This window comes from Dietzia kunjamensis, assembly GCF_045689975.1.
In the GTDB taxonomy this organism is placed as follows: Bacteria; Actinomycetota; Actinomycetes; order Mycobacteriales; family Mycobacteriaceae; genus Dietzia; species Dietzia kunjamensis.
The window spans coordinates 762,969-786,969 of the sequence record NZ_CP143297.1 but is presented as its reverse complement, the minus strand read 5'-3'; the positions used below and the strand labels follow the sequence as shown (position 1 = coordinate 786,969).

The following is a 24,001-nucleotide window of genomic DNA, read 5'->3' as shown; positions in this document are numbered from 1 at the left end:
TCCTCGTATGCACCCACCCGAGAAGCCAGGGGATCGGCCCGACGGGCCGCGCCGCCGAACCGGGTCCGACGGCACGCCGGGATCGTTCCACCCTCCCGGGACCAACACACTGGCCGTCGTCGCCCTCGTGATCGCCGTCGCGAACGTGGTGTTCGGCTCGTTCCTCGGCCTGTTCGTGCCGCTGGTCCCGGCCGCCGTCGCGGTCGTCGTGGTCGCGATCGGACACACGTCCCTCAGGCAGATCACCCGCAGCGGCGAGGCCGGAAGGGAGATGGCCGTGTCCGCCCTCGTGATCGGCTACCTCTGCCTGGCCGCGGTCGCCGCGTTCCTGCTGATGGCGTTCACGTTCACCACCGTGGGGATGGCACTCCTCGGCTACTAGGCGACCTGGGTGACCTCGACCGGCAGCCCGGGGTCGGCCGCCACGGTCAGGGGGCTGGGGTCCGCGTCCGCGGCGAGGAGCGCGGAGGCGACCCCCACCACCATCGCGCCGTTGTCGGTGCACAACCGCGGCCGCGGGACGCGCAGGGTCAGGCCCGCGTCGGCACACCTGCTCGCGGCGAGATCACGCAACCTCGAGTTGGCGGCGACCCCGCCACCCACGAGCAGGGTGTCCACGCCCAGGTCGGTGCAGGCCCGGACAGCCTTCATGGTGAGCACGTCGGCCACCGCCTCCTGGAACGAGGCCGCGACGTCCGCCACGTCGAGCTGCTCGCCGTCGCGTTCGGCGGCCTCGATGCGTCGGGCGACCGAGGTCTTGAGCCCGGAGAAGGAGAAGTCGTGCCGGGCGTCGCGTGGTCCGGTCATCCCGCGCGGGAACGCGATCGCCGTGGGGTCACCGGTGCCCGCGAGCCGATCGATCACGGGCCCGCCCGGGTACCCCAGGCCGAGCAGCCGGGCCACCTTGTCGTAGGCCTCCCCGGCCGCGTCGTCGACGGTCGACCCCAGTTCGACGACCGGCTCGGTGAGCGAGCGGACGTGCAGCAGCTGGGTGTGCCCACCGGAGACCAGCAGGGCCACGCACTCGGGAAGCGGGTCACCGTCGAAGCCCGCGACGGCGACGTGGCCGACGAGGTGGTTGACGGCGTAGAACGGGGCCCCCCACGCGGCCGCATAGGCCTTGGCGGCGGACGACCCCACGAGCAGCGCCCCGGACAGGCCGGGTCCGATGGTGGCGGCGACGGCGTCCGGCCGCTCCAGCCCCGCCTCGGCGAGGGCGGCGCGAACGGTCGGCACGAGCGCCTCGAGGTGGGCGCGGGAGGCGATCTCCGGGACGACCCCGCCGAACCGGGCGTGCTCGGACATCGACGAGGCGACCACGTCGGACAGCAACTCGGCGCGGCCGTCGTCGTGCACGCGCGCGACGGCGACCCCCGTCTCGTCGCACGAGCTCTCGATCCCCATGACGGTTCTCACCGGTCGCTCACCTTCCCTCCGTCGTTCTGTCCTCGCGCTCCCGCCGGCCGCACCATGAGGTGCGCGTCGGCCCTGCTGGGCCGGTAGTACCGGGGACGCAGCCCCACCACCTCGAACCCGTGGGCCTCGTACAGGGTGCGGGCCGGGACGTTGTCGGTCCGCACGTCCAGCACCACCGGCGCCGCGTCCGCGTCCGCCACGTCGAGCATGCGGCGCAGCAGCGTGCGCCCGATCCCCCGCCCCTGGTGGGCCGGATCGACCCCGATGGTGTGCACCTCGTACTCACGATCCCCCTCGGGTCCGAGCACGGCCAGCACGGCGTAACCGACGAGGACCCCGTCCGCCCGCGCCGCGAAGCAGTGGGTGTGCCGGGAGCCGATCTCCGACAGGAACGCGGCGGCCGACCACGGACCGTCGGCGGGGAACAGCACCCTCTCGAGGTCGGCGCAGCGCATGGCGTCGTCGGCGACCAGATGGTCGTGCACGATCGCGTCCGGCGGCGTCCCGGTCACCGCCGGACCCCCCGCAGCGCGGTCGAGGGTGCGGCGCGCCGGGGCGGGACGGCGTCGGGCCGACGCAGGTAGAGCGGTTCCAGCGGCGCCGGGGCCGTGCCCGCGAGGAGGTCGGAGGCCGCGACGGTGACGAGGCCGGCGGGGTCGGGCGCGGTGACCGCCTCGAGGATCCCCGCGGCGGGGTGGCCGGCGGCGGTGACCTCTCCCAGGCGTACGGGGTCGCCGACCAGGTGGTCGACGCCGTCCGCGTCGATCCCGGCGGCGGGGCCCACCATGGGGCCCGAGGTCCGTGCGCCGTCCGCGGAGTAGCGGGCGTGGTAGGCCTCCCGGCGGCGGGCGTCGGTGACGACGACGAGGTCTCCGGTCGCCCCGGCGGCGCGCGCGGTGGCCGCGAGCCCGTCCAGCGAACACACCCCGTGGACCGGCCTGGAGATGGCGTCGGCGAATGCGGCCGCGGTCGCCATCCCGACGCGCAGGCCGGTGAACGGTCCCGGACCGATGCCCACGACCACGGCGTCGAGCTCGCCCGGCGTGAGGCCCGCGGCGGTGAGGCACTCGAGGATGTGCGGGGTGAGCAGCTCCGCGTGGGCGCGGGCATCCTCGGTGACCCGGGTGGCCAGTGCATCCACCTGCGGGTCCCGGTCGCCGGGCACGAGTCGGCACACCCCTGCGGTGACGAAGGGCGTGGAGGTGTCTACGGCGAGGACGAGCACGGGGTCAGGGTACCGCCGGGCCGGGTGCGGGACCGTCCGAGGCGTCCCAACGCCAGCTCGCCGTCCGGACGTCGGTGCCGTCGGGCCGTCGCAGGGTGACGACCAGTGGCGCCTCGACGAGGGAGTCGACGAATCCGGCGCCCCACTCGACGACCACCACGTCGCTGTCGAGTGCCGTGTCGAGATCGAGCGATTCCAGTTCGTCAGCCAGGTCGCCCCTGGTCGGTTGCGGACCGTCCGGGTCCTGGCCGCCGAGCAGTCGGTAGGCGTCGACGTGGACCAGCCCCGGACCGCCGGGCGTCGCCGGGGCGTGGCGACGGGCGATGACGAAGGTCGGCGAGGTGACGCGCCCGCGTACCCCCAGGCCGGCGGCGATCCCGGTGGTCAGCGCGGTCTTGCCGGCGCCGAGGGGGCCGTCGAGGATCACCACGTCGCCGGCCCGCAGGAGGCCGGCGAGCTCGGCGCCCAGTGCCCGGGTGTCCTCCACCATCGGCAGGTCGCGCTCCCCGGGGACGCGGATCGTCACGAGGCCCGGTCGTGGTCGGTGGACGGGGCCGTCTCCCCACCGGCGCCCCGGTCCGGCGGGGGCATGGCGGCGCGGCCCACGCCGTCGGCGCGACGCTCCCGCTCCCGCCATTCGATGATCGCGTCGGCCACCAGGTCCCCCAGCACCTCGGACACGTGGGCGGGCTCCTCCAGCATCACCATGTGCCCGGCACCCGGGACCACCACGAACTCGGCGTCCGGCAGTTCCTCGACGATGTCGACCGACCGGTCGAGCGGGGTGAGCAGGTCGCGGTCACCGCACAGGACGGTCGTGCGGACGTCCCGCAGGACGGGCACGGCGGCCGACTCGTCGTGCTGGGTGAGGGTCTCGAAGAAGTTGGCGATGGTCAGCACGTCGGTCGAGCCGATGAGTTTGTCCACGAACCGGGCGACGGTCGGGCTCATCGTGGCGGGGTCACCGAACGAGCCGCCGTAGATGAACGGCGAGATGAGCGCCCCGAGGGCCCGCCGACCGTTGGTGAACACCCCGGGACTCCGGCCTGCGAGACCGGCGAGCCGCGCGACGGATTTGTTGTCGAGCACCGCGCCGAGCCCCGCCTCGGAGAGCTCGGCCATGGCGGTGGAGACCAGCCCGGCCCCCAGGACGCGCTCCCGTACGGTCTCCGGGTGGCGCGCGGCATATCCCATGACCGTCATCCCGCCCATGGAATGCCCGATCACCACCACCGGACCGGTGGGTGCCGTCGCCGAGATGACGGTGTCGAGGTCCCGGGACAGCTGGTCGATGGTGGAGTTCTTCCGCGAACTCATCCCGCTCAGCCCGTGTCCACGCTGGTCGTAGAACACCATCCGGATCTCCGAGCCGAACCGGTCCGCCAGATGCCGCCGCTGGAAGTGCCAGCTGTCCATCGACAGGGTGTAGCCGTGGGCGAACACGACGGTCATCGGCGCATCGGTGGGCCCGGCCTCCCGCACCGCGAGCGGTACGCCGTCGGAGGCCGCGACCATGGAGCCACGGTCCACTCCGAGTTCCCACATGTCTTCGCCCGCCCACGGGTCGTTGGCGCGTCGACCGGGCAGCAGGGTGACCACCGAACCGAGCGTGGCCGCACCGAGGGCTCCCAGGCCCGCACGCAGCCCTCCCGGGGTCCGGATATGCTCCCTGATCGCCTCGAGATCCCCGGGCGCGCCCCCTACGACCTCGGGTGGTCGGATCTCCACCGGCTCCTCGGCCGCGGACCGGTCCGGGCGTCTGGGCAGACGGATCCGGGGCCTTCCGCTGCGACCGGTCACCTCGCCGTCGTCGTCCTCGCTCATATCGCAGCCTCCCGCCCCCGGTCGGCACCGTGTGACGCACGAAGGACGTGGTGCCTCTCGGCACGCCCCCGCACGGCGGTGACCACCTCGTAGTGGATGGTGCCGACCGTCCTGGCCCACTCGGCGGCCGTCGGGCCGCCGTCGGCCCCGTTCCCGAACAGCACCGCGGTGTCCCCCACCCGGACCGGCGTCGCGGGCTCCGGGCCGAGGTCGACGACGAACTGGTCCATGCAGACGCGGCCGACGTTCGGATACCGGCGTCCGCCGATCGTGACGTCCATCCGGCCCGACAGCAGCCGCCACACCCCGTCGGCGTAACCGGCAGCGATCAGGGCAACGGTGGTGTCGTGCGGGGCGTGCCACGTGTGCCCGTAGCTCACGCCCTGACCGGCGGCCACGCGCCTCACCAGGAGGACCTCCGCCGAGAACGTCATGGCCGGGACCAGGTCGGCCTCCAGGCCCTCGACCGGGTTGAGACCGTAGAGCGCGATCCCCGGACGGACCATCTCGAAGCCGTCCTCGGGGCGGGTCAGGGTCGCCGCGGAGTTGGCGTGGTGGTTGACCGGGCACTCCAGCCCCCGGGCACGCGCGAGGGACACGCACTCGTGCAGCCGGGCCACCTGCAGGTCGATCACCGGGTTGCCCGGATCATCGGCGTGGGCGAAGTGCGCCATCAACCCCGTCACCTCGACGAGACCGCCGGCGGTCGCCGCGACCAGCCGCTCGAGCACGGCCGGCCAGTCCTCCAACGCGATGCCCGACCGGGCGAGACCCGTGTCGATCTTGGGGGTGATCCGCGCGCGGCGGCCGGTACGTCGGGCGGCCTCGAGCACGGTGTCGAGGTGGCCCGGGCTCGGGACGGCGAGGTCGATGTCGGCCTCCAGGGCCGACCGGACGTCATCGGACGCCGAGTAGAGCCACGCCAGGATCTCGGCCCCGATCCCCGCCGACCGCAGCTGCATCGCCTCCGCGATCGTCGTCACGCCGAGTGCGTGCGCCCCACCGCGCAGCGCGGCCAGGGAGACCGGGACGGCCCCGTGACCATAGGCGTCCGCCTTGACCACGGCCATGACCCGCGCCCCGCGCGCAGCTCGGACCAGGACGCGACTGTTGTGCTCGATCGCGTCCAGATCGATCTCGGCGCGGCACGGCGCCGGGGGGACAACTGGACCCATTTCGTCAATACTGCCAAAAAGCACCACCGGTGGGCGATTCACGCCCCCCGCAGGGCGGAGATCGCTCCCGGCACTGCTGCCAGCAGATCGGAGGCCCCGATCGGCGCACCCTCCACTCCCTGGCGGTGCGCGGCCCGCCGCGCGGCCTCCCCGTGCGCCGTCGCGGCCGCGACCGCCGGCCACGCCAACGACTCCCCGGGAACGGAACCGCCCACCCCCCTGCCACCGACACCCCTGCCACCAACCCCCGTGCCACCGACACCCATGCCGCTCGCCAGCAGCGCGCCCGCCATCCCGGCCAGGACATCGCCCGAACCCGCTGTCGCGGCCCACGAGGAACCGACATCCACGGCGAACGTCGTCTCGCCGTCGTCTATCAGGGTGACCCGCCCCTTGAGCAGCACCGTCGCCCCGATCCCGCGCTCGCGCAGACCCGCGACGAAGCGGCGCAGCGCGCCGGGGCGGTCCCCGCGGTCCCATCCACCGGTGAGGCGGTCGAACTCGCCGGCATGCGGGGTGAGCAGTACGGGCGCGGTGGCGCTGCGCAGCAGCACGGGGTGGGTGGCGATGCAGGTGAGGGCGTCGGCGTCGAGGACGGTGGGCCGTCCCGTCGACAGGACCGCGTCGATGTCGGCCACCGCGTCGGTCCCCGTCCCGCAGCCCGGCCCCACCACCCACGCCTGGGCGGTGCCGGCCTCGGCCACCGTCGGGTGGCACACCACCTCCGGTCGGGCCGCGAGCACCGCCCCCGCGGCGGATCCGACGTACCTCACCATCCCCGACGTCGCCGCCACGGCGGCGGACGCACACAGCACCGCTGCCCCCGGATACCGGTCGGATCCAGCGCGCACGGCCACGACGCCCTGGGTGTACTTGTCGTCGGCCGGGCCGGGCACCGGCCACGTGCGCCCCACCTCGGCGCGGGATTGGGCGGCGACAGTGTTCGGACCGGCGCTCAGATAGTCCGGCACGCGCTCCTGCATCTGCAGACGACGCGCCTGCACGGGATCCGTGGGATCGATGAGGCCGATATCCACCACCTCGACGCGGCCGCACACCGGCGAAGCCAGCAAGTGGGCCCGCCGCAGCAGCCCGAACGTCACGGTGAGGGTGGCGGGAACGTGGGCGTCGTGGACGGTGCCGGTGTCGGCGTCGACCCCGCTGGGCAGATCCACTGCCACCCACGGAACCCCGGCCGCGGCCAGGCCGTTGACGATCCGGTCGGCCGGCTGGCGCAGCGGTCCGCGTCCGCCCAGGCCCACCACGCCGTCGACGGCGACATCCGGGACCGGAAGACGAGAGCCCACCGACTCCGTGTCGTGGATCCGCCCGCCGACACGGCGCAGGGCGACCAGGCCGCGAGCGTGTGCGCGGTCCGGGTCGAGCATCACGGCGTCGACGCGACAGCCACGGGCCCGGAGCATCGCGCCGGCGTAGAGCGCGTCGCCCCCGTTGTCGCCGGCACCGACCAGCAACTGCACCGTCCGGCCATAGAGGCCCCCGGTGCGCTCCCTCAGTAGGACGGCGGTGTGGTGGGCCACCCCGGCCGCGGCACGGCGCATCACCGCATCCGGGTCCCCGGAGGCTGCGGCGGCGGCGATGAGCGGGCGCTCGGCATCCCTGATCTGCCCGACCGGGTGAGCGCGCCTCATTGCCGTGGCCCCCGCCGTCCTACTCGACCGTGACGGACTTGGCGAGGTTCCGCGGCTTGTCCACGTCGTACCCCCGCGCGGCCGCGACCTCGGCCGCGAACGCCTGGTACGGGATGGTGGCCAGCAGCGGCTGCAGGAGAGTGGTCGACGCCGGGATCGGGATGAAGTAGTCCGACAGCGGCCGGACGACGTCGTCACCCTCCTCGGCGATCACGATGGTCCGCGCGCCGCGGGCCCTGATCTCCTGGATGTTGCTCACCAGCTTCGAGTGCAGCACCCCGCGGCCCTCGACCGGCGGCATCACGATGAAGACCGGCAGGCCCTCCTCGATGAGCGCGATGGGCCCGTGCTTGAGTTCGCCCGCCGGGAAGCCCTCGGCGTGCATGTACGCGAGCTCCTTGAGCTTGAGCGCGCCCTCGAGGGCCGTCGGGTAGCCGACGTGGCGCCCCAGGAACAGCACCGACTTGGCGCCGGCGAGCTCCCGGGCGATCCCGCGGACCGGGTCGAGGGAGTCCACGACCTTCTGGATCTCGTGCGGCATCTGCTCGAGTTGACGGAACTCGGCGGCCACCTCGTCCGGGTACTTGGTGCCGCGGGCCTGCGCGAGCGCGAGGCCCACGAGGTAGTTGGCGGTGATCTGCGCCAGGTACGCCTTCGTCGACGCCACACCGATCTCGGGACCGGCGTGCGTGTACAGGACGGCGTCGGCCTCGCGCGGGATCTGCGAGCCGTTGGTGTTGCACACGGCCAGGACGCGCGCCTTCTGGGACTTGGCGTGGCGGACCGCCTCGAGGGTGTCCGCGGTCTCGCCGGACTGGGAGATGGCCACCACCAGCGTGGAACGGTCCAGGACCGGGTCGCGATAACGGAACTCCGAGGCGATCTCGACCTCGCATGGCAGGCGCGTCCAGTGCTCGATCGCGTACTTGGCGACCATTCCGGAGTGATAGGCGCTGCCGCAGGCGACGATGAACACCTTGTCGATGTCCCTCAGGTCCTGGTCGGTCATCCGCTGCTCGTCCAACACGATGCGGCCGTTCTGGAAATGGCCCAGCAGCGTGTCGGCGACCGCCTGCGGCTGCTCGGCGATCTCCTTGAGCATGAAGTAGTCGTAACCGCCCTTCTCGGCGGCGGCGAGATCCCAGTCGATGTGGAAGGGGCGCCCCTCGCTGGGCTCACCGGCGAAGTCGGTGATCTCGTAGGAGTCGGCCCGCAACACCACGACGTTGTCCTGGCCGAGCTCGACCGCCTCGCGGGTGTGCTCGATGAACGCCGCGACGTCGGAACCGAGGAACATCTCGCCTTCGCCGACGCCCAGCACCAGCGGGGTCGAGCGGCGCGCGGCCACCAGGACGTCCGGGTGGGCCGCGTGACTGAAGACCAGGGTGAACGCGCCCTCGAGGCGGCGGAGCACCGTGCGGCACGCGGCGACAAAGTCGCCGCCGCTGCGGCCCGACTCCATCTCACACCGCACCAGGTGGGCAGCCACCTCCGAGTCGGTGTCGGACTCTAGATCGACCCCGGCGGCCTCGAGCTCCGCGCGCAGCGGGGCGAAGTTCTCGATGATGCCGTTGTGCACGATCGCGACGTCGCCCGAGACGTGCGGGTGGGCGTTGCGGTCGCTCGGGCGACCGTGGGTGGCCCAGCGGGTGTGGCCGATGCCGGTGGTACCCGGGAACCCGTCCCCGCCCGCGGCCGTGAGCTCCGCCTCGAGGTTGGCGAGCTTGCCCTCCTTCTTCTCGACCCGGGAGGTGCCCGCGCCGTCGAGGACGGCGACACCAGCCGAGTCGTAGCCGCGGTACTCCATCCGCCGCAGGGCCTCGACGACGACAGGGAGGGCGGGCCTGTGCCCGACATATCCGACGATTCCGCACATGGCCGCTAAGTGTAGCCACGCAGTCCGGGGACCCTCGCCCCTTCGTCGCCCCCGAGGCGATACTGTGGCCATCGTGGCCAAGAAGACGAAGGAACTGCTCGCCCGGGTGTCCCGACGCGGCCCCTACGGTGTCGACAGGGGCGACCTCGGTTTCACCGGGACGCCGGGGGTCGTGTTCGTCCCCCGCGGGGCTCCGTCGCCGGCCCCGCTCGTGGGTTGGGCCCACGACTGGACCAGGGGGCCCGAGCACTACGTCGACACCCTCAAGCATCTCGCGTCGTGGGGGTTCGTGGTGGTGGCGCCCGCCTCGGACCGCGGCCTGAGGCCGAACCACCAGCACTACGCGGATCACCTGTCCGCCGCGCTGGAGGACGTCCTCCAGGCCACCCTGGGCCGCGGGGCCGTCCGGGCCGATCCACACCGGATCGCCGTGGCCGGGCACGGTCTCGGCGGCGGGGTCGCCGCGCTGCTGGCCTCCCAGCGCACCGACATCGACGGGGTGGTCATGGTCTTCCCCACCGAGACCGTCCCCTCGGCCGCCGATCGGGCGATGACCGTCGACGCCCCCGCCCTGCTGCTCTCGGGTGCGGGCGGGGTCCACTCCGAGGACGCCCGCGAACTGCAGCGCCTGTGGCGCGGCGACCTGGTACACCGACGCCTGGAGAAGGCGATCGAGACGGGTCTGGTCGAGCGCAACCCGCTTCTCGAGCGGGTCGGGCTGGCGGACCCCGACCTCCGCACCCATCGGGCCGTGCGCCCGCTGCTGGCGGGGTACCTGCTGGCCACCCTGACCGACGACGACACCTATGCCGCGTTCGCCGATCCGGAGGCGGAGTTCAAGGGCACCGTCACGGTCACCCACGAGATGCTCGACGAGGAGGCCGACGACCTGCTCGCCAGCGCCCCGCCGATGCTCAAGCTGGTCAAGTCCTTCACGGGCGGCTGATCGCCCCCCGGTGCCCGGTCGCCGGGGCCCGGCGCCGGAGAGCGCACGGGCCCGGACGGTCACACGGCGGCGACCACGCCCGCCAGGCGCTCGGCGACCTCGCCGGCCAGGTTCGCGTCCTCCGCCTCGACCATCACGCGGACGAGCTGCTCGGTGCCGGAGGGACGCAGAAGCACGCGGCCTGTGGAGCCGAGCCTGCGCTCCTCCCCCACCACGGCGTCACAGACCGCCCCGGATGCCACGACTGCGGCCTTGTCCTCGACCGGCACGTTGACGAGGACCTGCGGCAGCACGGTCATGACCCCGGCGAGCTCGGCCAGCGACTTGCCGGTCTCCGCCATGCGGGCCATGAGGCGCAACCCGGTGAGCACGCCGTCACCGGTGGTGGCGTGGGCGGGCAGCACGAGGTGCCCGGATTGTTCGCCGCCGAGGCTGTACCCACCCTCGCGCAGACGCTCGAGGACGTAGCGGTCGCCCACCTTGGTCTCGGTGATCTCGATCCCGGCCTCCCGCATGGCGACCTTGAGCCCCAGGTTGCTCATGATGGTGGCCACCAGCGTGTTGCCGACGAGCTCCCCGGAGTCGCGCATCGCCAGGGCCAGGATCGCCATGATCTGGTCGCCGTCGACAACCTCGCCGGAGGCGTCGATGGCCAGACACCGGTCCGCGTCGCCGTCGTGCGCCAGGCCCAGGTCGGCGCCGTGCGCGCGCACCGCGGCGCGGACGTCGTCGAGGTGGGTGGAACCGCAGTTGTCGTTGATGTTGTAGCCGTCGGGGCTGGCGTGGATCTCGATCACCGTGGCGCCGGCCTCGCGGTAGGCACGCGGGGCCGCCGCGCTGGCGGCGCCGTTGGCGCAGTCGACGACGACGACGAGCCCGTCCAACCGGCCCGGCGTGGCATCGAGCAGGTGCCGGACATAGCCGTCCAGGGCGTCCTCCTGCGTCGCCCGCGAGATACGGCCGATCGCTGAGCCGGTCGGTCCGGTGATGGCACCGTCGGTGAGGGCGGCCTCGACACGGTCCTCCACCTCGTCAGCCAGCTTGTGGCCCCCGGCGGCGAAGAACTTGATGCCGTTGTCAGGCATCGCGTTGTGCGAGGCGGAGATCACGGCACCCAGCTCGGCCTCGTGCTGGGCCGTGAGGTGGGCGACGGCCGGGGTCGGCAACTCGCCCACGAGCAGGACATCGACGCCCTGACTCGCCAGGCCGGCGGCCAGGGCGGCCTCGAGCATCTCCCCGGAGACACGGGGGTCACGGCCGACGACGGCGACGGGCCGGGATTCGGCCCGGCGGGGCGACGGCTCGGCCTCGGTCGCCAGGACCGCCGCGGCGGCCGCCCCCAGGCGCACGGCCAGGTCGACGGTGAGGGTCCGGTTGGCGAGTCCGCGGACCCCGTCGGTGCCGAACAGTCGCGTCATATCGTGTGGTCCTCCGGGGGTGATGGTTCGCCCCGCCGCGGACGGTGGGCGTGAATGGCCGGGTCAGGATAACCCCGACCGACAGTGCAGTGGGCAAATGGACCGGAGCAGGCCCCGCATACGCAGGGGCCTGCTCCGGTGACGCGACCCGGGTGGATCAGCGCTTCGAGTACTGCGGGGCCTTACGGGCCTTCTTGAGGCCGGCCTTCTTGCGCTCGACGGCACGGGCGTCGCGCGTGAGGAAGCCCGCCTTCTTGAGCGCCGGACGGTCGTCCGGCGAGTACTGGATGAGCGCCCGGGCGATGGCCAGACGCAGCGCGCCGGCCTGACCCGAGGGGCCGCCACCGTGGAGCAGTGCCACGATGTCGAACTGCTCGTCGCGCTCGACGAGGACCAGCGGCGACTTGACGAGCTGCTGGTGCACCTTGTTCGGGAAGTACTCCTCGAGGGTGCGGCCGTTCAGGGTGAACTGGCCGGAACCGGGGAGCAGGCGCACGCGGGCGACGGCTTCCTTGCGACGTCCGACGGCCTGGGCCGGCCCGGAGGTGACGGTCGACCCCAGCTGGGCGTCGGCGTCGGCGACGAAGTCGGTGCCACCGGCGTAGTCGGCCTCACTGTAGTCCTCGGCGACCTCGGCGGCGAGGTCCGCCACCACGTCGTCGGCGACCTCGGCCTCGGGGGTGATGTTCTCGTCGGTCACTGGGCCACCTGCTTGATCTCGAAGGGCACGGGCTGCTGGGCGGCGTGCGGGTGATCGGGACCCGCGTACACCTTGAGCTTGGAGGCGACGGCACGGCCGAGCTTGTTGCTCGGCAGCATGCCCTTGACGGCCTTCTCGACGACGCGGTCGGGACGGGTGTCCATGGCCTTGCCGAGCGACTGCGTCTTGAGCCCACCCGGGAAACCGGAGTGGCGGTGATGCATCACGCGCTCGCGCTTGTTGGACGAGATCGCGACCTTGTCGGCGTTGATGATGATGACGAAGTCGCCGGTGTCGGCGTTCGGGGCGAACTGCGGCTTGTGCTTGCCACGGAGGATGTTGGCGACCTGGACGGCGAGTCGACCGAGAACCACATCAGTGGCGTCGATGACATACCAGGCGCGCGTCACGTCCCCGGGCTTGGGGGTGTACGTGGACACAGGCGATACCTCTGTCTGTCTAGTGGGCTGCCGGCCGGGCGGGCGCCCTCCCCCTCGAACGGCGGCCGGTGGTGACCCGCGCGAGGGGGTCCACCGCCCCACCAGGGGACGACATGGACGCCGACGGTCAAGACTACCGGCCGGGACCACTCACTCCAAGTCGGCGATCACGATCCCCCGCCCATCGGTTAGACTCTCCCCGGTTCCCGCCCTCGTAGCTCAGTGGATAGAGCACGGCTCTCCTAAAGCCGGTGTCGGAGGTTCGATTCCTCTCGGGGGCACCACCCACAGCGGCCGGCCGTCACGGCCGCCGCGTGCGCGTCATCGCCGGAGAGTGGCGGAGAACGCGCTGGTCAGCGCCAGGATCGGCAATCCGATGAACAAGTGCACGATCGCGGCCGCCAGGCCGTCGAGGAACGGCACCGTGACCAGCAGCGGCAACGCCACGGCGGCGACGATGAGCAGCCCGACGGTCCAGGAGTAGAACTGCTGGGGGTTGGCCGTGCCGACGAGCAGCAGGTACCAGAGCAGCCCGGCGAGGAGCGCGGCGACGGCCCCGTAGACCGCGTACATCGTGGGCGTGTTCCCGCCATTGGCCCACTGGTGGCCGAAACGCGAGAACACCGCTTCCACGATCCAGGCGATCAGCCATCCGGCGATGGCCGCCACGAGGGCGGTCGCGACCACGCTGCCCGCGAACTTGCCCACGTCGAGGGCGGGGCCACGGCGCTTCGCCGCGGGCGCGCCGGCGTATCCCCCGTCGGCTCCGTAGCCGTCGTCATAGGCGGGGTCGTAGGCCTGGTCGTCGCCCATCCGCGAGTAGGCACGCGAGTCGGGCTGCTGCCCCATGCGTCGGGTCTGGTCGTCGTGTCCGGGATACATCTCTACCGCCTCCGAATCGGTGTGGTGCCCACCGAGGGTAGTCCCTCCCGGCCCACGACGAGGCCCGCCCGGTCGTCCGAGGACGACCGGGCGGGCCCGGCGGGGGCCCGTAGTGGTGGGCCCGCCGAGGAGACGTCAGTGAGCGATGGTCTTCTCCACACCGACACCGGTGAGGGAACGGACCTCCATCTCCACCCGCTTCTCCGGGAACTCGTCCTTCTTCCCGATGAACGTGCCGACGATGCCCAGCAGGAAGGCCAGCGGGATCGACACGATGCCCGGGTTCGAGAGCGGGAACAGGGAGAAGTCGACACCCGTGATCATCGACTTCTCGCCACCGGAGACCGCCGGAGAGAGCGCGATCAGCACCAGGGTGCTGATGAGCCCGCCGTACATCGAGAACAGGGCGCCGGTGGTGTTGAACCGCTTCCAGAACAGCGAGTACAGGATCGTCGGCAGGTTCGCCGACGCGGCGATCGCGAAGGCCAGGGCGACGAGGAAGGCGATGTTCTGCCCCATGGCGCCGATACCCATGACGATCGACAGGAGCCCGATCACGACGACCGTGATCCGCGAGACCCGGAGCTGCGACTTCTCGGTGGCCTTCCCGTGCTTGATCACGCCGTTGTAGATGTCGTGCGCGAACGATGCGGACGCCGTGATCGCCAACCCGGCCACCACCGCGAGGATCGTCGCGAAGGCGACCGCGGAGATGATGCCGAGGAAGATCTCACCGCCGAGGGCGAATGCGAGGAGCGGTGCCGCCGAGTTCACGCCACCGGGCGCGGCCTCGATCACCTCCGGGCCGACCATCGCCGCGGCACCGAAGCCGAGCACGAGGGTGAACAGATAGAAGCCGCCGATGAGCGCGATCGCCCAGGTCACGGAACGGCGGGCCTCCTTGGCCGTGGGGACCGTGTAGAAGCGCATGAGCACGTGCGGCAGGCCGGCGGTACCGAAGACGAGTGCGATCGACAGGGAAACGAAGTCGAGCTTGCTGGTCTCGGTGGCGCCGTACTGCAGACCGGGCTGCAACAGGTCCTTGCCCGAGTTGGCGACGGCTTCACCCAGGAGCGCGGAGAAGTTGCCGCGCGCGGCCACGAGGACCATGAGGCACATGATCAGGACACCGCCGACGAGCAGGACCGCCTTGACCATCTGGACGTAGGTCGTGCCCTTCATCCCGCCGACCAGCACGTACAAGATCATCAGCAGCCCCACCGCCGCGACGACGATCGCCTGCCCCGTGGAGTCGTTGATGTTCAGCAGCAGCGCTACGAGGCCACCCGCACCGGCCATCTGGGCGATGAGATAGAACAGGCACACCGCGAGGGTGGCCAGGGCCGCCGCCATCCGGACGGGCCGCTGATTGAGGCGGAAGCTGAGCACATCGGCCATCGTGAACCGGCCGGTGTTGCGCATCAGCTCGGCGACGAGCATCAGGGCGACGAGCCAGGCGACGAGAAATCCGATCGAGTAGAGGAAGCCGTCGTAGCCGTTGATCGCGATCGCGCCGGCGATGCCGAGGAAGGATGCCGCCGACAGATAGTCACCGGCGATCGCGAACCCGTTCTGCGGACCGGTGAAGGTGGACCCGCCGGTGTAGAAATCCTTCGTCGACTTGGTCGACTTGGACGCCCTGAGGACAAGCGTCATCGTGATGACGATGAAGACGCCGAACACGACCATGTTGAGCAGCGTGCTGCCTACCTGCTCACCCGGCGTGAGTTCATTGATGTTGAGTAGCCAATCCATCAGACAGCCTCACCTTCCAGCTCGAGGCGGATGGATTCCGCACGGGGGTCGATCACGCGGTTGGCGAACCGGATGTAGAGGAACGTGATGAGGAAGGTGGTCACGAACTGCCCCAGCCCGATGATCAGCCCCCAGGTGATGTTTCCGAAGACCTTCGTGGCCATGAAGTCCGTGGCGTAGACGGCGAGGATGACATAGAGGAAGTACCAGATGAGGAAGGCGACGGTCATGGGGAAGACGAACGCCCGGAACTTGCTGCGCAACTCCTGGAAGGCGGGGCTGGACTGCATCGCCGTGAACTCCGCCGTTCCTGGGGTTCGCCGCGATGCGCCCCCCGTCGGCGGATCAGTTGGTTGGGACACGGAGGTCCTCCGTTTCGGGTTCTCATCAGCGCACCCCTGTAGTGATGCGCCTCACAGATAGTGACGGAGGAAGTGTGACACGTAACACAAGTTCTCGGCGGAGACTCTCAGGCAACGCGGTCGATTCCCTGGAAACCGGAGGATGCCGCACCCCCATCCTAGGGGGCAGCTACCTCTATCCGGGGTTAAGCGAGTCAGGCGCCGGGCGCCGCTCCGCGACGGCCCACCGCGTCGGCGAACACCCGCACGATCTCGTCGGGCGTCCGCGCGACGTGGCTGCTGCCGCCGGTCACCCGGGAGATCTCCGCCAGGGTGCCCGACGCGGCGTCGTCGAGCAGACTGATCGTCACGACGATCACCGGGCGCGACGGGGTGACCATGTCGCGTAGTCGGGCGAGGAACTCCCCTTCGTCGAGGTCCGAGGTGGCGTCGTCGGCCCCGTCGGAGATCACGATGATCGAATTGACCATGTTGGGGTCGTAGCCGGAGCGCACCTGGGCGTAGGCGTCGAGTACGGACCGGTAGAGGTCGGTTCCGCCGCCCACCAGACCGGGCAGGGCCGCCAGCGCGCCGCCGAGGGCCTCCCGGTGCGAACCGTCGGCGCCGGCCTCGTCGAGTCGTCGGAGTGGCGCGACCTCCGCGTAGGGCCTGCCATCCCGGCCGGCGGCCCCGCCGAACGCCCACAGCCCGAGAGCCGCGTCGTCGGGGAACTGCCCGAGGCCGGCGCCCGCCGTGGCGACCAGTGCCTCGATCCGGGTCCGGTCCGTACCCGGTATCCCGAATCCCATCGATCCCGAGGTGTCCACCAGGACGAGGGACCGCCCGGGCATCGCCAACACCCGCCACCGTCGGAGGACGCCGTGGAGGCGGTCGGGGTCGCGGACGACGAGCATCTCGATCTCGCCCACCCCTGACCCGTCCGCGAGGGGCGCGCGGTCCGCTTTCCGGAAACCGTCCGCCGAGAGGCCGTCGCGGTGTGCGGGCGAGGCCGTGGCGTCGCGGAGTGCTTCGGCGGCACCGGCGACTTCGGCTCGCCGGGCCGGGTCCTGGGTGGTCACCGCCAGCGGGTACCCGAGGAACACCGCCCCGGTGGCGGGAGCGGCGATCTGGAGTCCCGCGTGCGGGGCCTCACGCCGGGCGAGCACCGCCTCACGCTCCGTCACGATCGTCGCGCCGCCCCCGGAGACCACCCTGTCCAGCATCTCGCGCGATGTCGGGGGAACCTCCATGCGGCTCATCTGCCCCTGCGCCAGGATCGCCATGGACGCGCCCAGTGCGTCCGCGGTCGACCGCATGATCTCCACCTCGGACGCGGCGGCGAGGATCGGCGCGTCCGCGATCCCGGACCGGACGGGATCGCCCATCATCAGTCCCGGGGTCGCCAGGGCGGAGGTCCACGTCGACATGTCGACCGGGGTGTCGCGGGACGCGATGACCACCGGGGTGGACGCGAGCGAGTTCACCACCGTGTCGAAGGGGATCTGCACGTCCCGCGACAGTTGCGCGAGCCGCACCGCCGAGTCCGGGACCCAGATGTCGGGGAGCGCCTCACGGGAGGCGACACGCCCGGCGAGGTCAGCCGACGAGACAGGGGCGACCTCGAAGGAATAGCACCCGTCGGCATCCTCGGCCAGGGCATCCACGTGGTCGGCGATCTCGGGCTCGGCGGCGACACTGATCCGGAGGTCGTCTCCACAGAATCCACCGACACCGGCCCGGGAGAGCCCGGCGAGCACCAGTACCGCGACGAGCACGACCGCGAGGAGCGCGGCTCCCACGAGGACGACCCTGCGGGCCGTCGGATTCCCACTCTGCGGCGACGCACTGTGCCTGGCCATCGCTGGCGTTCCCCCTGGATGTCATTTACCCGGGGCCGTGCCAGACGCCCACGTCAGGCGGATCCGGGTCGGGCGCTGGAATCGTACCCGGGCCGGGGTCCACGTGGGGCCGACACGTGGGAGCCGCCGCGGCGCGCCCCACCGCTGGTGTGGCGCGTCAGCGTCCGCGGAAGACGGGGGGCCTCTTCTCGGCGCGCGCGGCCCGGGCCTCGGCCATGTCCTCACTGCCCCAGGCCCGGAGCTGGAGCTCGGTGTGCTCGTCCCGCGGGAGCAGCCGGGCGTCGTCGTCGTTGATGACGGTCTTGATGTGCCGCAGGCTCAGCGGCGCCGAGCGGGCGAGCTCCGCCGCGAGCTCCATCGCCGAATCCATGTCACCGATCTCGTTCGCCAGGCCGATCCGGGCCGCCTCCTCCGCGCCGACGGGGCGCGCGGTCATGAGGACCGAGCGGGCGTGCCCGCCGCCGACGACGTTGGCGAGCCGCTTGATCGTCCAGTTGTCGAGCGCCAGCCCCACCTTGACGACCGGGACGGCGAAGACCGCGCCCGGTGCCACCACCCGGAGATCCGCGGCCAGCGCGAGCTGCACACCGGCGCCCACGGCCGGTCCGTTGACGGCTGCGATGACCGGCACAGGAGCCGATTCGACGGCCCGGAGCATCCCGGCGTGGCAGTCGTAGAAGTTCGAGTTGTACACCCCGCCGGACAGGTCGGCCCCGGCGCAGAACGCGGTTCCCGCGCCCGTGATGACGATCGCCCGGACCGGATCCTCGGACTCGGCCTCAACCCCGGCGGCCTCGACGGCCTCCCGCAGCGCGGTACACACCTCGGCGTCCAGGGCGTTGCGGGTCTCGTGACGGTCGATGGTGACGACGACGACTGCGCCGTCCCTGCGGGTGACGATCATGGCGACGGGGCCTCCTCTGTGGGACGGGGGGTGCGGCGGCGCACCCCTGCGCCGAGGATACCGGCTGGTAGTCGCCCCCACCGTACGATGCGGTCATGGCGCGAACGGGAGCACTGCAGATCCTCGACCTGGTCCTCGATGACGGTTCGTTCCGACCGTGGGACGGCGCTCCGGTACGCCCGCCCCACGTGGACTCGGTGCCCGGGTACGAGGACTCCCTGCGGCGGGCGGCGGAGAAATCGGGAGTGGACGAGTCCGTCATCACCGGCGAAGGAACCCTGCTGGGTCGACGCGTGGTGCTCATCGCGTGCGAGTTCGACTTCCTCGCCGGCTCCATCGGGATCGCCGCCGCCGAGAGGATCGTCTCGGCGATCGAACGGGCGACCGCCGAGGGCCTGCCCATCCTCGCCTCCCCCACCTCCGGTGGGACCCGGATGCAGGAGGGCACGATCGCATTCCTGCAGATGGTCAAGATCTCGGCCGCGGTGGCGGGACACAAGACCGCTGGCCTGCCCTACCTCGTCTATCTGCGGCACCCCACCACCGGCGGCGTGTTCGCGTCCTGGGGCTCACTGGGGCACGTGTCCGTCGCGGAACCCGGAGCACTCATCGGGTTCCTGGGACCCCGCGTGTACGAGGCCCTCTACGACGCCCCCTTCCCCGACGGCGTCCAGGTCTCGGAGAACCTCGCACGCCGCGGGATGATCGACGGTGTCCTCCCTCCCGAGGGCCTGCGGGACCTCACCGCGCGGGCGTTGCGGGTGCTGTGCCAGGACCCGCCCTCCGACGACGAGCCGGCCCCACCGCCCGGCCCCGTACCCGAGCCGGAGCCCGACGACGGCACCCCACCCGACGCCTGGGACGCCATCACCCGGTCCCGTCGGCACGACCGCCCGGGCGCCCGCGCCTTCCTCGACCGGGTCGCACCCACCCGCGTCCCGCTGTCGGGGACGGGGCAGGGAGAGGACAGTGGGTCCCTCCTGCTCTCCCTGGCGCGCTTCCGGGGCCAGTCCGCGGTCGTCCTGGCCCAGGACCGCGATGCGGAGAACGAGACGAGCCCGCTCGGTCCGTCCGCGTTGCGGTCGGCCCGCCGTGGGATGCGGATCGCGGCGGAGATGGGCGTTCCGCTGGTGTTGCTCATCGATACCCGGGGGGCCGCGCTGTCCCGGGAGGCGGAAGAGGGCGGCCTCGCGGGCGAGATCGCCCGGAGCCTCGCGGACCTGGTCACGCTGTCCAGCCCGACCGTCTCGGTGATACTCGGCCAGGGCACCGGCGGGGCCGCCCTCGCGCTGCTCCCGGCCGACCGGGTCCTGTGTGCACGGCACGGGTGGCTCGCACCGCTCCCGCCCGAGGGCGCCAGCGCCATCCTCCACCACGAGACCTCCCGGGCGCCGGAGGTCGCCCGATCGCAGGGGATCACCTCCGCCGACCTGCTGGGAGCCGGGATCGTGGACGTGGTGGTCCCGGAGAGGCCCGACGCCGCCGACGAACCGGAATCCTTCTGCGACCGGATGGCCGATGCCGTCGCCGCGGCCCTCCTCGAGGTCCGCAGGCGCCCCCCTGAGCGGAGGTATGCCGAGCGGATGATGAGGTATCGGGAGCTCGGCCTGCCACTAGAGTGAGTCCTGTCACAGCCCGTCGGCCCGGCCGGCGGGCACGCTCCCACCTGTGAGGGGAACTTCCGATGTCGGACTCCACCGCCTCGTCCTATGCCGCCGCCCACCGGCTTTCGATCAGCGATCCCGACGCGTTCTGGCTCGACGTCGCGGCGGATATCGACTGGACCACGCCTCCGACCACGGCGGTCGACCGCTCTCGCCCGCCGTTCTACCGCTGGTTCCCGGACGGGGAGCTGAACACCTCCTACAACTGCGTGGACCGCCACGTCGAGGCGGGCCGGGGGGACCAGGCCGCGTTCATCTACGACTCCGCCGTGACCGGGGTGAAGGAGACCATCACCTACGCCCAGCTGCTGGACCGGGTCGAGGAGTTCGCCGGAGCGCTGGCCGCCGAGGGCGTCGGGCGGGGCGACAGGGTCGTCATCTACATGCCCATGGTTCCCCGCGCGGCCGTCGCGATGCTCGCGTGTGCCCGGCTCGGTGCGGTGCACTCCGTCGTCTTCGGGGGCTTCGCCGCCCCGGAGTTGGCGATTCGTATCGACGACGCGCGCCCGAAGGTCATCGTCACCTCCCACGGCGGGATCGAGCCGACCCGCAAGGTGCCGTACTTCCCCATGGTGACCAAGGCTCTCGAACTCACCCGGCACACCCCCGGCGCCGTGATCGTGGCCCCGCGTCACGAGCAGTTCCCCGACGAGGCCTTCCCGGAGACGCCGGGCACCACCTGGAGCTACTGGGATGACGCCGTCGCCGCGTCCGAGCGGGCGACCCCGGTGCCCGTCAAGGCCACCGATCCCCTGTACATCCTCTACACCTCCGGTACCACGGGCCTGCCCAAGGGCGTCGTGCGGGACAACGGTGGCCATGCGGTCGCGCTCGCGTGGTCGATGTGGAACGTCTACGGGGTCCGGCCGGGTGAGGTGTGGTGGACCGCCTCGGACGTGGGCTGGGTGGTCGGCCACTCGTACATCGTCTACGCACCGCTGTTGATCGGTGCGACGTCCATCATCTACGAGGGCAAGCCGGTCGGCACGCCGGATGCCGGTGCCTTCTGGCGGGTCATCTCCGAGCACCGTGCCACCGCGCTCTTCACCGCCCCGACCGCCGTCCGCGCGGTGCGCAGGGAGGATCCGGAGGGCGCCGAGGTCGACAAGTACGACCTGTCCTCCCTGCGCACGCTGTTCTGCGCGGGTGAGCGCCTGGACCCTGACACCTACCAGTGGGCCACCGACAAGCTCGGCACGCCGGTGGTGGACAACTGGTGGCAGACCGAGACCGGGTGGCCGATCGCGTCCAACCTGCGTGGTCTGGAGCCGATGCCGATCAAGGCGGGCTCGCCCACCGTCGCCGTGCCCGGGTACGACCTGCACGTTCTCGACGGCGAGGGCAACCCGCTGCCCGCGGGCGAGGAGGGCAATCTCGCGATCAAGCTGCCCATGGCACCGGGGACGCTGGCGGGGCTGTGGGAGGACGAGGAGCGGTTCGTCTCCTCGTACATGTCGGTCTTCGACGGGTACTACTCGACCGGGGACGGCGGGTACATCGACTCCGACGGCTACGTCTACGTGATGGGCCGGACCGACGACGTGATCAACGTGGCCGGCCACCGCCTGTCGACCGGGTCGATGGAGGCCGTCATCGCGACCCACCCCGCCGTGGCGGAGGCCGCCGTGATCGGGGTCAGGGACGAGCTCAAGGGTCAGCGGCCCGTCGGGTACGTGGTCCTCAAGTCCGGCCAGGTCCGGGACCCCGAGGAGCTGCGGGCCGAGCTGGTGGCGATGGTGCGTGACGAGATCGGCGCGGTGGCCACGTTCCGGGACTGCACGGTCGTCCAGGGTCTGCCAAAGACCCGGTCGGGCAAGATCCTGCGCAAGACCATGCGGCAGATCGCCGACGGACAACAGGACGTCGTGGTGCCCTCGACGATCGAGGACCCGGCCGTGTTGGACGCGCTGGCGCCTTTCCTGCGACCGAGGAAGTAACCCGGACCTACGCGCCGGTTCTGCACGGCTGCGCGGGGGTGCGCGTCCGCCTGGGACCAGTCCGGGCGCGTAGCCCCCGTCTATGCGGGCAGAACGGGCACACACCCCGGGCTCCCCACGGTGCGCGTCAGCCCGGGGGAGGCGTGCGACGTCCGCCCCGCCATCTCCGCCCTGCCGGCCCCCCTACCGACGCCGATCGCCCCGCCCTCCGTGGGGAGGACGGGGCGATCGGGTCTCCCGGCTACGGGAGGAGGGCTCAGGCGTTGAGCAGGTCGATGACGAACACCAGGGTCTTGCCGCCGAGCGGGTGCAGCGCCGCGGAGGTGCCGTAGGCCTTGTCCGGCGGGATCACCAGCTGGCGGCGACCGCCGACCTTCATCCCCGGGATCCCCTCCTGCCAACCCTGGATCAGGCCGTTGAGCGGGAAGGTGATGGACTCGCCGCGGTCCCAGGAGGAGTCGAACTGCTCACCGGTCTCGTAGTCGACCCCCACGTAGTGGACGGTGACGTTGCCGCCGGCGACCGCCTCGGCACCGTCCCCCACCGTGATGTCCTCGGCGACGAGGTCGGTGGGCGCGGGGCCCGTCGGCATGTCGATCTCGGGCTTGTCCATGGTGTCTCCTCCTGGAGTCAGGTTCCCGGGTTCAGCGCTGGCTGATCGGGGTGAAACTCCGCTCGGCCGGGCCGGTGTAGACCTGACGCGGGCGGTTGATCTTGGTGGACGGATCCTCGCGCATCTCGCGCCAGTGCGCGATCCACCCCGGCATACGGCCGAGCGCGAACAGCACGGTGAACATCTCCGTCGGGAAGCCCATCGCGCGGTAGATCAGGCCGGTGTAGAAGTCCACGTTCGGGTAGAGCTTGCGCTCGACGAAGTAGTCGTCGGCGAGCGCCGTCTCCTCGAGCTTGAGCGCGATCTCGAGCAGCGGGTCGTTGCTCTGCGACAGCAGCGCGTGCGCGTGCTTCTTGGCGATCTGCGCGCGCGGATCGTAGCTCTTGTAGACGCGGTGGCCGAAGCCCATCAGCTTGACGCCGTCGACCTTGTTCTTGACCCGGTCCATGTAGTCGGTGGCGTCGCCGCCCTCCGAGTCGATCCGCTCGAGCATCTCCAGCACGGCCTGGTTGGCGCCACCGTGCAGCGGACCGTACAGCGCGTTGATGCCCCCGGTGATCGAGGCGTAGAGCGGGGCCTCGGAGGAACCGACCATGCGGACGGTGGAGGTGGAGCAGTTCTGCTCGTGATCGGCGTGCAGCACGAGGAGCATGTCGAGGGCGTCGGCGACCTCGTCGGTGACCTCGTAGTCCGGGCCGAACGTCATCCGCAGGAAGTTGCGGACGTACCCGAGCGACGGGTCCGGGTCGATGGCGTCCTTGCCGCCCCGGATGCGCTCGATCGCGGCGGCCAGGGTCGGGCCGCGTCCGAGGAGTCGGGCGGTGGCCAGGTCGACGGCCTTCGGGTCGTCGATGTCCAGGTCGTCACCGTGGGTCCCGAAGAGGCTCACGCCGGCCGACAGGACGGGCATCGGGTGGGTGTCCCGGGGGAAGGCCTGCAGCAGCGGCATCATCTGGCCGGGCAGCGTCGTCTCGGCGAGCACCTTCTCGGTGAACTCGGCGAGCTGGGCCTCCGTGGGGTCCTCACCGTAGATGAGCAGGTACGAGACCTCCAGGAAGGACGCGTTGTCGGCGAGCTGGTCGATCGGGTACCCGCGGTGACGGAGGATGCCCTCGTTGCCGTCGATGTAGGTGATCGAGGAGGTGCAGGCGGAGGTGTTGACGAACCCGACGTCCAGGGTCGTCATCCCCGTCTTCGCCAGCAGGGAACCCAGCTGCACCGCGTCGCTTCCGCAGGTCGCTTCCACCACATCGAGTTCGAGCTCACCGCCGGGGTAGGACAGTGTTGCATTGCGGTCCGAACCGTTCGAGCCTGCGGTCACGCGATTCCCTCTCCGACGACTGGTCCCGGCGGCCTGAATCCCGCCACGAATGT

General features: G+C 71.5%; 22 protein-coding genes and 1 tRNA gene. 5 read left to right on the top strand and 18 right to left on the bottom strand.

Translation table 11 applies throughout. The features are described from left to right. Positions 1-7: 7 nt before the first annotated feature. Positions 8-382 carry a DUF4190 domain-containing protein gene (locus VZF99_RS03685; RefSeq protein WP_096905925.1) on the top strand — a complete coding sequence of 125 codons (375 nt, stop codon included), beginning with the start codon at positions 8-10 and terminating at the stop codon, positions 380-382. Here the strand turns inward: VZF99_RS03685 and tsaD are convergent. The 8 genes from tsaD to glmS are packed head-to-tail and all read right to left on the bottom strand — an operon-like array spanning position 379 to position 9,168. Beyond that, positions 379-1,404: a tRNA (adenosine(37)-N6)-threonylcarbamoyltransferase complex transferase subunit TsaD gene (gene tsaD, locus VZF99_RS03680; RefSeq protein ID WP_185951476.1), complete on the bottom strand. Its 1,026-nt coding sequence runs from the start codon at positions 1,402-1,404 to the stop codon at positions 379-381. The two genes, VZF99_RS03685 and tsaD, sit on opposite strands and share 4 nt — an antisense overlap. A gap of 8 nt (positions 1,405-1,412) precedes the next feature. Then, positions 1,413-1,871 carry a ribosomal protein S18-alanine N-acetyltransferase gene (gene rimI, locus VZF99_RS03675; protein WP_185951475.1) on the bottom strand — a complete coding sequence of 153 codons (459 nt, stop codon included), beginning with the start codon at positions 1,869-1,871 and terminating at the stop codon, positions 1,413-1,415. A 53-nt stretch (positions 1,872-1,924) separates the two neighbouring features. Next, a complete protein-coding gene (gene tsaB, locus VZF99_RS03670; protein WP_407335724.1) occupies positions 1,925-2,641 on the bottom strand; it encodes a tRNA (adenosine(37)-N6)-threonylcarbamoyltransferase complex dimerization subunit type 1 TsaB in 717 nt (238 codons plus the stop codon). Between the two features lie 4 nt (positions 2,642-2,645). Next, a complete protein-coding gene (locus VZF99_RS03665) occupies positions 2,646-3,131 on the bottom strand; it encodes a tRNA (adenosine(37)-N6)-threonylcarbamoyltransferase complex ATPase subunit type 1 TsaE (RefSeq protein WP_407336074.1) in 486 nt (161 codons plus the stop codon). A 32-nt stretch (positions 3,132-3,163) separates the two neighbouring features. Continuing rightward, complete coding sequence (locus VZF99_RS03660) at positions 3,164-4,465, bottom strand: alpha/beta fold hydrolase (protein ID WP_407335723.1); 1,302 nt, start codon at positions 4,463-4,465, stop codon at positions 3,164-3,166. Further along, positions 4,462-5,649 carry an alanine racemase gene (gene alr / locus VZF99_RS03655; RefSeq protein ID WP_407336073.1) on the bottom strand — a complete coding sequence of 396 codons (1,188 nt, stop codon included), beginning with the start codon at positions 5,647-5,649 and terminating at the stop codon, positions 4,462-4,464. The genes VZF99_RS03660 and alr overlap by 4 nt, the downstream gene beginning before the upstream one ends. Positions 5,650-5,678: 29 nt before the next feature. Further along, positions 5,679-7,292 (bottom strand): bifunctional ADP-dependent NAD(P)H-hydrate dehydratase/NAD(P)H-hydrate epimerase, encoded by a 1,614-nt coding sequence (locus VZF99_RS03650; RefSeq protein ID WP_407335722.1) that lies wholly within the window; start codon positions 7,290-7,292, stop codon positions 5,679-5,681. 19 nt (positions 7,293-7,311) lie between these two features. Continuing rightward, the gene (gene glmS, locus VZF99_RS03645) at positions 7,312-9,168 is read right to left on the bottom strand and encodes a glutamine--fructose-6-phosphate transaminase (isomerizing) (protein WP_067712623.1); all 1,857 of its coding nucleotides are present in this window, start codon (positions 9,166-9,168) and stop codon (positions 7,312-7,314) included. Positions 9,169-9,241: 73 nt separating this feature from the next. On the opposite strand from glmS, the gene VZF99_RS03640 reads away from it, so the two are divergent. Beyond that, positions 9,242-10,114, top strand: a complete 873-nt coding sequence (locus tag VZF99_RS03640; RefSeq protein ID WP_240341445.1) for a dienelactone hydrolase family protein — start codon at positions 9,242-9,244, stop codon at positions 10,112-10,114. A gap of 59 nt (positions 10,115-10,173) precedes the next feature. Here the strand turns inward: VZF99_RS03640 and glmM are convergent, their stop codons facing one another. The 3 genes from glmM to rplM form a co-directional block, all read right to left on the bottom strand. Next, positions 10,174-11,532, bottom strand: coding sequence for a phosphoglucosamine mutase (glmM, locus tag VZF99_RS03635; RefSeq protein WP_407335721.1), 1,359 nt, complete (start codon positions 11,530-11,532; stop codon positions 10,174-10,176). 157 nt (positions 11,533-11,689) lie between these two features. Next, positions 11,690-12,232, bottom strand: coding sequence for a 30S ribosomal protein S9 (gene rpsI, locus VZF99_RS03630; RefSeq protein WP_069389715.1), 543 nt, complete (start codon positions 12,230-12,232; stop codon positions 11,690-11,692). Next, positions 12,229-12,672: a 50S ribosomal protein L13 gene (gene rplM / locus VZF99_RS03625; protein ID WP_120286230.1), complete on the bottom strand. Its 444-nt coding sequence runs from the start codon at positions 12,670-12,672 to the stop codon at positions 12,229-12,231. The genes rpsI and rplM overlap by 4 nt, the downstream gene beginning before the upstream one ends. A 208-nt stretch (positions 12,673-12,880) precedes the next feature. On the opposite strand from rplM, the gene VZF99_RS03620 reads away from it, so the two are divergent. Continuing rightward, positions 12,881-12,956: transfer RNA gene (locus tag VZF99_RS03620), tRNA-Arg, on the top strand. A 37-nt stretch (positions 12,957-12,993) separates the two neighbouring features. Here VZF99_RS03620 and VZF99_RS03615 read toward each other — a convergent pair. The 5 genes from VZF99_RS03615 to VZF99_RS03595 form a co-directional block, all read right to left on the bottom strand. Continuing rightward, the gene (locus VZF99_RS03615) at positions 12,994-13,554 is read right to left on the bottom strand and encodes a hypothetical protein (protein WP_325769090.1); all 561 of its coding nucleotides are present in this window, start codon (positions 13,552-13,554) and stop codon (positions 12,994-12,996) included. A 135-nt stretch (positions 13,555-13,689) separates the two neighbouring features. After that, a complete protein-coding gene (locus VZF99_RS03610) occupies positions 13,690-15,309 on the bottom strand; it encodes a cation acetate symporter (RefSeq protein WP_407335720.1) in 1,620 nt (539 codons plus the stop codon). After that, complete coding sequence (locus VZF99_RS03605; protein WP_067712641.1) at positions 15,309-15,599, bottom strand: DUF485 domain-containing protein; 291 nt, start codon at positions 15,597-15,599, stop codon at positions 15,309-15,311. The genes VZF99_RS03610 and VZF99_RS03605 overlap by 1 nt, the downstream gene beginning before the upstream one ends. Positions 15,600-15,865: 266 nt before the next feature. Beyond that, positions 15,866-17,449 carry a substrate-binding domain-containing protein gene (locus tag VZF99_RS03600; RefSeq protein WP_253695814.1) on the bottom strand — a complete coding sequence of 528 codons (1,584 nt, stop codon included), beginning with the start codon at positions 17,447-17,449 and terminating at the stop codon, positions 15,866-15,868. Positions 17,450-17,666: 217 nt separating this feature from the next. Continuing rightward, positions 17,667-18,413: an enoyl-CoA hydratase gene (locus VZF99_RS03595; RefSeq protein WP_067712646.1), complete on the bottom strand. Its 747-nt coding sequence runs from the start codon at positions 18,411-18,413 to the stop codon at positions 17,667-17,669. A 95-nt stretch (positions 18,414-18,508) separates the two neighbouring features. On the opposite strand from VZF99_RS03595, the gene VZF99_RS03590 reads away from it, so the two are divergent. Next, positions 18,509-20,035 carry a carboxyl transferase domain-containing protein gene (locus VZF99_RS03590; RefSeq protein WP_069389711.1) on the top strand — a complete coding sequence of 509 codons (1,527 nt, stop codon included), beginning with the start codon at positions 18,509-18,511 and terminating at the stop codon, positions 20,033-20,035. A 62-nt stretch (positions 20,036-20,097) separates the two neighbouring features. Then, a complete protein-coding gene (locus VZF99_RS03585) occupies positions 20,098-22,014 on the top strand; it encodes a propionyl-CoA synthetase (protein ID WP_407335719.1) in 1,917 nt (638 codons plus the stop codon). 256 nt (positions 22,015-22,270) lie between these two features. Here the strand turns inward: VZF99_RS03585 and VZF99_RS03580 are convergent, their stop codons facing one another. Further along, on the bottom strand, positions 22,271-22,627 hold the full coding sequence (locus VZF99_RS03580; protein ID WP_067712656.1) for an FKBP-type peptidyl-prolyl cis-trans isomerase: 357 nt from the start codon (positions 22,625-22,627) through the stop codon (positions 22,271-22,273). A 31-nt stretch (positions 22,628-22,658) separates the two neighbouring features. Further along, positions 22,659-23,948, bottom strand: a complete 1,290-nt coding sequence (locus tag VZF99_RS03575) for a citrate synthase (protein ID WP_096905937.1) — start codon at positions 23,946-23,948, stop codon at positions 22,659-22,661. Positions 23,949-24,001 lie beyond the last annotated feature (53 nt).